Below are 6,899 nucleotides of genomic sequence, written 5' to 3'. Positions count from 1 at the left end.
CCGTGCCGCCCGTGCCGCCCGTGCCGCCCGTGCCGCCGACGCCGCCCGTGCCACCGACGCCGCCCGTGCCGCCCGTGCCGCCCGTGCCGCCCGTCGCGCCTTGGCCTCCCGAGCCGCTCGTATTGGTCGGGCCGTCGTCCCCGCAGCCGATCGCGAGCGCGCCGAGAAGCAGGCAGCCCGAGAGGGGAACGAGGTACGTGTTTTGCGCCCACGCGCGGCGGATGGCTCCCGTATTCGCGTTCATTCGAAGATCCTCCTTACGTTCCTTTCGGCCGTGTCCGGTGTCGCGCCCAGCAACCTCACGGCCGACCTGAAAAGGAAAATGAAAGACATTTTCAACAACGAAAGTTGGGTAGTTCAGCGTCTGCATCATGTCAACCGCAAATCGCATCCCGCTCGCCGCGCTTTCCGCGGCAATGCGAGCTGTTTCACAGATCCTTGGAGCAGCAACGAACTAAAAAGAGCGCCAATTCACATACAATTGGTGCTCCAACGAACCGACTCCCACGGACTCCGTCCAAGAAGGTCGCCTCGTTTCGGTGAGAACTTGAAAGTAGTTTTCAACTTCGACAAGCGTGCTAGCATCCGCCTTCCTGCTCGAGACCAAGCTTGGGAAGGTGAAGAGGATGTCCATGCACAACGAATCGCAGGGGAGCGCTCCGCCTCCCAGGAGGTGGTTGCAGGGCAGGAGCGTCGCGCGCGCGCTCCTCGGGGGTATTTTCGCCGTCGGCCTCGTCGCAGGCTGCGAGCGAATCGCATTTTACTCGACGGGTCGCCCCCCGCCGGAGTCGAATGCTGGCTCCACGTCCGCCTCATCCTCGACCAGCGGCAGCAGCGGTGATCCGACGGGCGGAATGGGCACCGTGACCCGCGCGACGCTGCTCGACGCCATTGCCACGTGCAACCTCGAGCTCCTCGACGCATTGCAGAAAGCCGCAGAGGAGCTCGCCACGGCGGCCGCCGACGCGAAAACCGACCCCGCGGGCCGCGCCGAGGCGCAGGCCGCGTGGGTCAAGACCATCGACCTCTGGCAACGCGCCGAGCCCTTCCAGTTCGGCCCCGGCGGCCCCACGAACACGCCCGGCGGCCAGGGCCTGCGCGACACCATTTACTCCTGGCCGCTCGTGAGCCGCTGCCTCGTCGAGCAAAACATCGTTTCGAAGGCGTACGAGGCGCCCGATTTCGGCACCACCGCGCTCATCAACATGCGCGGCCTCGCCGCGGCCGAATACCTCCTCTTCTACACGGGCACGGACAACGCCTGCAGCCCCGCGACGAGCATCAACGCCAACGGCTCGTGGGCCGCCCTCGGCGCAGACGAGCTCGCCTCGCGAAAGGCCGCGTACGCGTCGTCCGTCTCGACGGGCATCGCCGCGATGGCCGGCAAGCTCCTCGGCGCCTGGCGCCCGGGCGAGGGAGATTTCGCCACGCAGCTCAGGGACCCGGGCAAGAGCGGCTCGGTCTACACGACGGAGCAGATGGCCCTCAATGCGGTGAGCGACGCGATGTTCCATGTCGAGTCGCACGTGAAGGACCTGAAGCTCGCGCGCCCCCTCGGCATCCTGGATTGCGCCAACGCGACCTGCCCGGAGGCCGTGGAATCCCACTTCGCCCGCCGATCGCGGCCCCACGTGCGAAACAACCTGATCGGCTTCCGTATGCTGATGAGCGGCTGCAAGGACGGCGAGGGCGTGGGCTTCGACGACGTGCTCGTCGCGCTCGGCGCGACCGCGCTCGCCGAGAAAATGAGCGCCGACGTGAATGCGGCGATCGCCGCGGCGGACGCCGTCTCGACCGACGATCTCGCCGAGGCGATCACGCAGGATCCCGAGAGCGTGACGAAGCTCCACGCGGCCGTGAAGCGAATCACGGACAGCCTCAAGACCGAGTTCGTCACGGTGCTCGATCTCGAGCTCCCGCAGGCCGTGGAAGGGGACAATGACTGAACGAGCCGAAGCGGTCCCCCCGGGCCGCCTCGCGCGGCTCGCGTCCCTCCTCCTCCGCCCCGAGGATGCCGCGGCGCTCGCCGCGTTCCGATGTTGCTTCGGTGTCCTCGGCTGCGTGAGCGCGCTCCGCTTCCTCGCGTATGGCTGGGTGGACGAGCTCTTCGTAAAACCCCGGTTTTTCCTGTCCTACTGGGGTTTCGACTGGCTCGCGCCGCTCTCCGCGCGGGGTATACACGCGCTCTTCGTGGCGCTCGCCGTGGTGAGCGCGTGCGTGGCGGTAGGCTTCCTTTATCGCGCCGCGATCGTCCTCTTCCTCCTCGGCTTCACCTACGTCCAGCTCCTCGACGTCACGAATTACCTCAACCATTACTACCTCGTCAGCCTGCTCGCGCTCCTCCTCTCCTTCATGCCCCTCCACCGCGCGTATTCGGTGGACGCGTGGCTCTTCCCCAGGCAAAGGACCGCGACCTTGCCGGCGTGGTGCACGTATCTGCTCCGCGTCCAGGTCGGCGCCGTCTACTTCTTCGCGGGCCTCGCGAAGGTCAACAGCGATTGGCTCCTCCACGCGCAGCCGCTCAACATCTGGCTCTCGTCGCGCACGTATCTGCCGATCGTCGGCCCGCTGCTCGGCGAACGCTGGGTCGCCTTCGCCATGAGCTGGGCCGGCTGCCTCTTCGACCTCACCGTCGTGGCCTTTCTGCTGATACCGAGGACCCGCGTCGCCGCATATGCCGTCGTCCTCCTCTTTCACGCGGCCACGAAGTTTCTCTTTCCGATCGGCATGTTCCCGGCGATCATGGTCGTCGCGGCGCTCGTGTTTTTCTCGCCGGGCTGGCCACGGAACCTCGGCCATTTCCTCCGCCGCCGCGCCCCCGCGCCCGCCCCTGCCCTGCCCGCGCCCGCCGCCGCGCCCCTCCCCCGGCTCTTCGGCGCGCGCGTCGCGGTGGCTGCGTGTTATTGCGCCTTCCAGCTCCTCTGGCCCCTCCGGACGCACCTCTATGGGGGCAACGTCCTCTGGCACGAGCAGGGATTCCGTTTTTCCTGGCGTGTCATGCTCCGCGAGAAAAACGGGAGCGTCACGTATCTCGTGACGGACCCACGGACCGGCCGCACCCAGGAGGTCCCCCCGCGCAAGTACCTGAACGGCCGCCAGGAGCGCGATTTCTCCACGCAGCCCGACCTCATCCTGCGCCTCGCGCACCAGATCGCTCGTGATTTCGAGGCACGCGAAGGCGTGCGCCCGATCGTCCGGGCGCACGCCCCCGTGTCCCTCAATGGCCGTCCGGCGGACCTGCTCATCGATCCGACGGTCGATCTCGCGTCCATCTCCGACGGGCTCGCCAAGGCCACCTGGATCCGGCCCGTCCCCACGGCACCTCCCATTCACCTCGAGTCCCTGGCATGGCATCGCCCCTGATTCGACGCTCGACGCTCCCCGCGCTCCTTTTGCTCTCGTTCTCGCCCGCGGCATTCGCCCAGACCCAAGGCGAGCCGCCGCCTCCGCCGCCCGAGGCCGCCCCGCCGCCCGAGGGTTCGCCGCCGGACGCGGCGGCCGAGGATCCGAATGCGAAGAGCGCCGAACCACCTCCCCCCATCGAGATCTCGGTCGTCGGCACGCGTCTCCAGCAGACGAGCGGCTCGGCGCACGTGGTGACGACGAAGCAGCTCCAGCGCTTCAAGTACGACGATCCCCACAAGATCCTGCTCGGCGTCCCCGGCATCTACGTCCGCGAGGAGGATGGCTTCGGCTTGCGCCCGAACATCGGTATTCGTGGCGCCGTCTCCGATCGAAGCAAAAAGGTGACGATCATGGAGGACGGCATCCTCCTCGGGCCGGCGCCCTACTCGGCGCCCGCCGCGTATTACTTCCCGCTCATCGGACGCATGGATGCGGTGCGCGTGGTGAAGGGCCCCTCGGCGATCAGTTATGGCCCGCATACCGTCGGCGGCGCCATCGACATGACCACGGCCGCCATCCCCTCCGAGCGCCGCGGCATGCTCGACGTCTCGTTCGGCCAGTACATGTCCCGCAAGGTGCACGCGCGACAAGGGCTCGCCGACGAGAAGTACGGCGTCCTCCTCGAAGCCGTGCACGTCGCGAACAATGGGTTCAAGGAGCTCGACGGGGGCGGCGACACCGGGTTTGCCCGGACCGACGTCATGATGAAGGGACGATACACCTTCGATCCCGTGGGCTCCGTGGTGAACGAGCTCGAGTTCAAGGTGGGCTATCAGAACGAAATCTCGAACGAGACGTACCTGGGCCTCACCGACGCGGATTTCCGGGCGACGCCGTATCGCCGTTACGGGGCGAGCCGGCTCGATCGCATGGAATGGAACCGCACGCAATTCCAGCTCACGCACCGCGCGCGCTTCCGCCCGAACCTGGAGGTCACGACGACCGCGTATCGCCACGATATGCATCGGGCCTGGCGCAAGGTGAATGGCTTCCGCGGCACCTCGGTCGCCGACGTCCTTTCGAACCCCGCCGATCCGCGTAATGCCCTCTACTACGGCGTCCTCACGGGCGCCATCTCCCCGAGCACGGACGACGAGACGCTCATGATCGGGCCGAACGACCGGACGTTCGTCTCGCAAGGCCTCCAGTCCACCGTGTCGTGGCGCCCCAAGACGGGCCCGATTTCTCACCGGATCGAGTATGGTGTCCGCCTCCATTACGACTCGATCCGCCGCCTGCATACCCAGGACGGCTTCTTGATCGAGGGCAAGAACCCGATCCCCGAGGGGCGCCCCACGGAGACGACCGCCGACAACGACGCGTACACCCACGCCCTCTCGATGTACGCGACCGACGCCGCGACCTGGGGCCCGCTCACGCTCACGGCCGGCGCCCGGCTCGAATCGATCCGCAGCGTGCTCGAGAATCACCTCACGGGCGAGGAAAACCTGACCATCCAGCAGGTCGTCCTTCCCGGCGCCGGCCTCTTCCTCGCATTGCCGCGCGATTTCGGACTTCTCTTCGGCGTGCATCAGGGCTTCTCCCCCGTCCCGCCGGGGCAAAATGACCTCGTCCGGCCCGAGAAGAGCTGGAACTACGAGGCCGGCGTGCGCTGGTCGCCAAAGCGCGTGCGCGCCGAGATCATCGGCTTCTACAGCGATTACAAGAACCTCACGAACCTGTGCTCGTTCTCCTCGGGCTGCGTGCAGGAGAACCTCGATCAGCAGACCGACGGCGGAAAGGCGCGCGTGCTCGGCTTCGAGGCGTATGCCGAGAGCGAGATCAAGCTGCGCGAAAACCTCGCGCTCCCCGGCCGATTGAGCTGGACCTACACGGACGCGCGGTTCACGAACACCTTTCAATCGTCCGATCCCATCTTCGGCAACGTCGAGGCGGGCGACGAGCTGCCATACGTCCCGAAGCACCAGGTCGCGGCGTCGATCGGCGTCGAGACGCCGCGCTGGGGCGTGAACGTGGGCTGCACGTACACGAGCCGCATGCGGGAGCTCGCCGCGCAGGGCGAACCCGCACAGGGCACGGCGACGGACGATTATTTCCTCCTCGACGCCTCCGTGAACGTCCGTCCCCTGAAATGGCTGACGATCTACGCGCTCGGACGGAACCTGCTCGACAACGCCTACATCGCCTCCCGCCGTCCTTATGGCGCCCGTCCCGGCGCTCCGCGCTGGCTGCAAGCGGGCGCGCGCGTCGACTTCTGAACGTCCCCGCCGACATCTTGGCCCGCGCCCGCGCTCCCTGCTAGGAGCCGTTCGCCCCCTCATGTCGAGCCAACCCTCGCCCCTTTCGCCCGCGCGCCGCGGCGCCTATTTCGTCGGCGACAACCTCGACGTCCTGCGGGAGCACGTCCCGGACGCCTCGGTCGATCTGGTCTACCTGGATCCACCGTTTCAAAGCGGAAGGACGTACCACCTCTATACGGGCGTCGCGGCGGACGAGCCCGGCGCGGTCGCGTTCGACGACACGTGGTCCTGGGGCGAGCCCGCCGCGCGCGCGCTCGCGGCCCTCGTCGCGCAGGGCGAGCCCGTCGGGCGCGCACTCGCGGGCCTCCACGGCTTCCTCGGCCCGTGCGACATGATGGCCTACCTCGCCATGATGGCGCCCCGCCTCGTCGAAATGCGCCGCGTCCTCCGGGCCACGGGCAGCGTCTTCTTGCATTGCGACCCCACCGCGAGCCATTACCTGAAGATCTTGATGGACGCGGTCTTCGGGCCGGAGTGCTTCCGCAACGAGATCATCTGGCGCTACCGCCGCTGGCCCGCCCGCGCGCGGCGCTTCCAGCGCATGCACGACGTGCTCCTCTTCTACACGCGCGAGACCTCGAACGAGCACACGTTCCACGCGCTCTACGGGTACGAAGAGCTCGCGGAGTCCACGAAAAAGACGTTCGGCACGAAAAAGCAGCGCGCGGATTTCTCGGCCGGGCACAGGAAGCCGGGCGTCTCGGACGAGGAGACGAAAGGGCCGCCGCTCTCCGACGTCTGGGAGATCGGCGTGATCGCGGCGAAAGGCAAGGAGCGGCTCGGCTATCCGACGCAGAAGCCCGAGGCGCTCCTCGAACGTGTCATTCTCTCCGCCAGCAACGAGGGAGACGTCGTGCTCGATCCTTTCTGCGGCTCGGGGACGACCCTCAGCGTGGCCACGCGGCTCGGGCGTCGCTTCCTCGGGATCGACCGGAGCCCCGAGTCGAGGCGCGTCGTCGAGGAGCGGCTCGGGCGCGCGTTCGGCGAGGCGATCGATTGGGAAATCGTCGATTGCGCGGAGAGTAGGCCGAAGCCGCTCGCGCGCACGGACGCGGGAAGGGCGGACGAGCGAGAGAATCGGTCGCGGGTAGCTTGAGCCGCGTCGGACGTCGCCTCGATTCGAGGAGACGTCCCACGCCCCCGACGCGAGCTCGAATCTCCTGAACGGATCCGCACGCCCTTCCGCGGCGTCGAGGACGCCATTTCCTCATCCGTCTCCGCGCACACGGCCCG

At 67.5% G+C, this 6,899-nt stretch carries 5 protein-coding genes; 4 read left to right on the top strand and 1 reads right to left on the bottom strand.

Annotation, left to right across the window (positions count from 1 at the left end):
- On the bottom strand, positions 1 to 244 hold a 244-nt coding region (locus QHF83_RS32065; RefSeq protein ID WP_282421804.1), incomplete at its 3' end, for a hypothetical protein.
- 388 nt (positions 245 to 632) lie between these two features.
- Between QHF83_RS32065 and QHF83_RS32060 the strand changes: the two genes are divergently transcribed.
- The 4 genes from QHF83_RS32060 (at position 633) to QHF83_RS32045 (ending at position 6,762) form a co-directional block, all read left to right on the top strand.
- Positions 633 to 1,946, top strand: a complete 1,314-nt coding sequence (locus tag QHF83_RS32060; protein WP_282421803.1) for an imelysin family protein — start codon at positions 633 to 635, stop codon at positions 1,944 to 1,946.
- Positions 1,939 to 3,363: an HTTM domain-containing protein gene (locus QHF83_RS32055; RefSeq protein ID WP_282421802.1), complete on the top strand. Its 1,425-nt coding sequence runs from the start codon at positions 1,939 to 1,941 to the stop codon at positions 3,361 to 3,363. The genes QHF83_RS32060 and QHF83_RS32055 overlap by 8 nt, the downstream gene beginning before the upstream one ends.
- On the top strand, positions 3,348 to 5,624 hold the full coding sequence (locus tag QHF83_RS32050) for a TonB-dependent receptor (RefSeq protein ID WP_282421801.1): 2,277 nt from the start codon (positions 3,348 to 3,350) through the stop codon (positions 5,622 to 5,624). The genes QHF83_RS32055 and QHF83_RS32050 overlap by 16 nt, the downstream gene beginning before the upstream one ends.
- Positions 5,625 to 5,685: 61 nt before the next feature.
- Positions 5,686 to 6,762 carry a site-specific DNA-methyltransferase gene (locus QHF83_RS32045; protein ID WP_282421800.1) on the top strand — a complete coding sequence of 359 codons (1,077 nt, stop codon included), beginning with the start codon at positions 5,686 to 5,688 and terminating at the stop codon, positions 6,760 to 6,762.
- Positions 6,763 to 6,899 lie beyond the last annotated feature (137 nt).

Source organism: Polyangium sp. 15x6, assembly GCF_029960785.1.
Lineage (GTDB): Bacteria > Myxococcota_A > Polyangia > Polyangiales > Polyangiaceae > Polyangium.
Note: the sequence above shows the minus strand (reverse complement) of the source record. Positions and strands in the feature narration are given on the sequence as shown.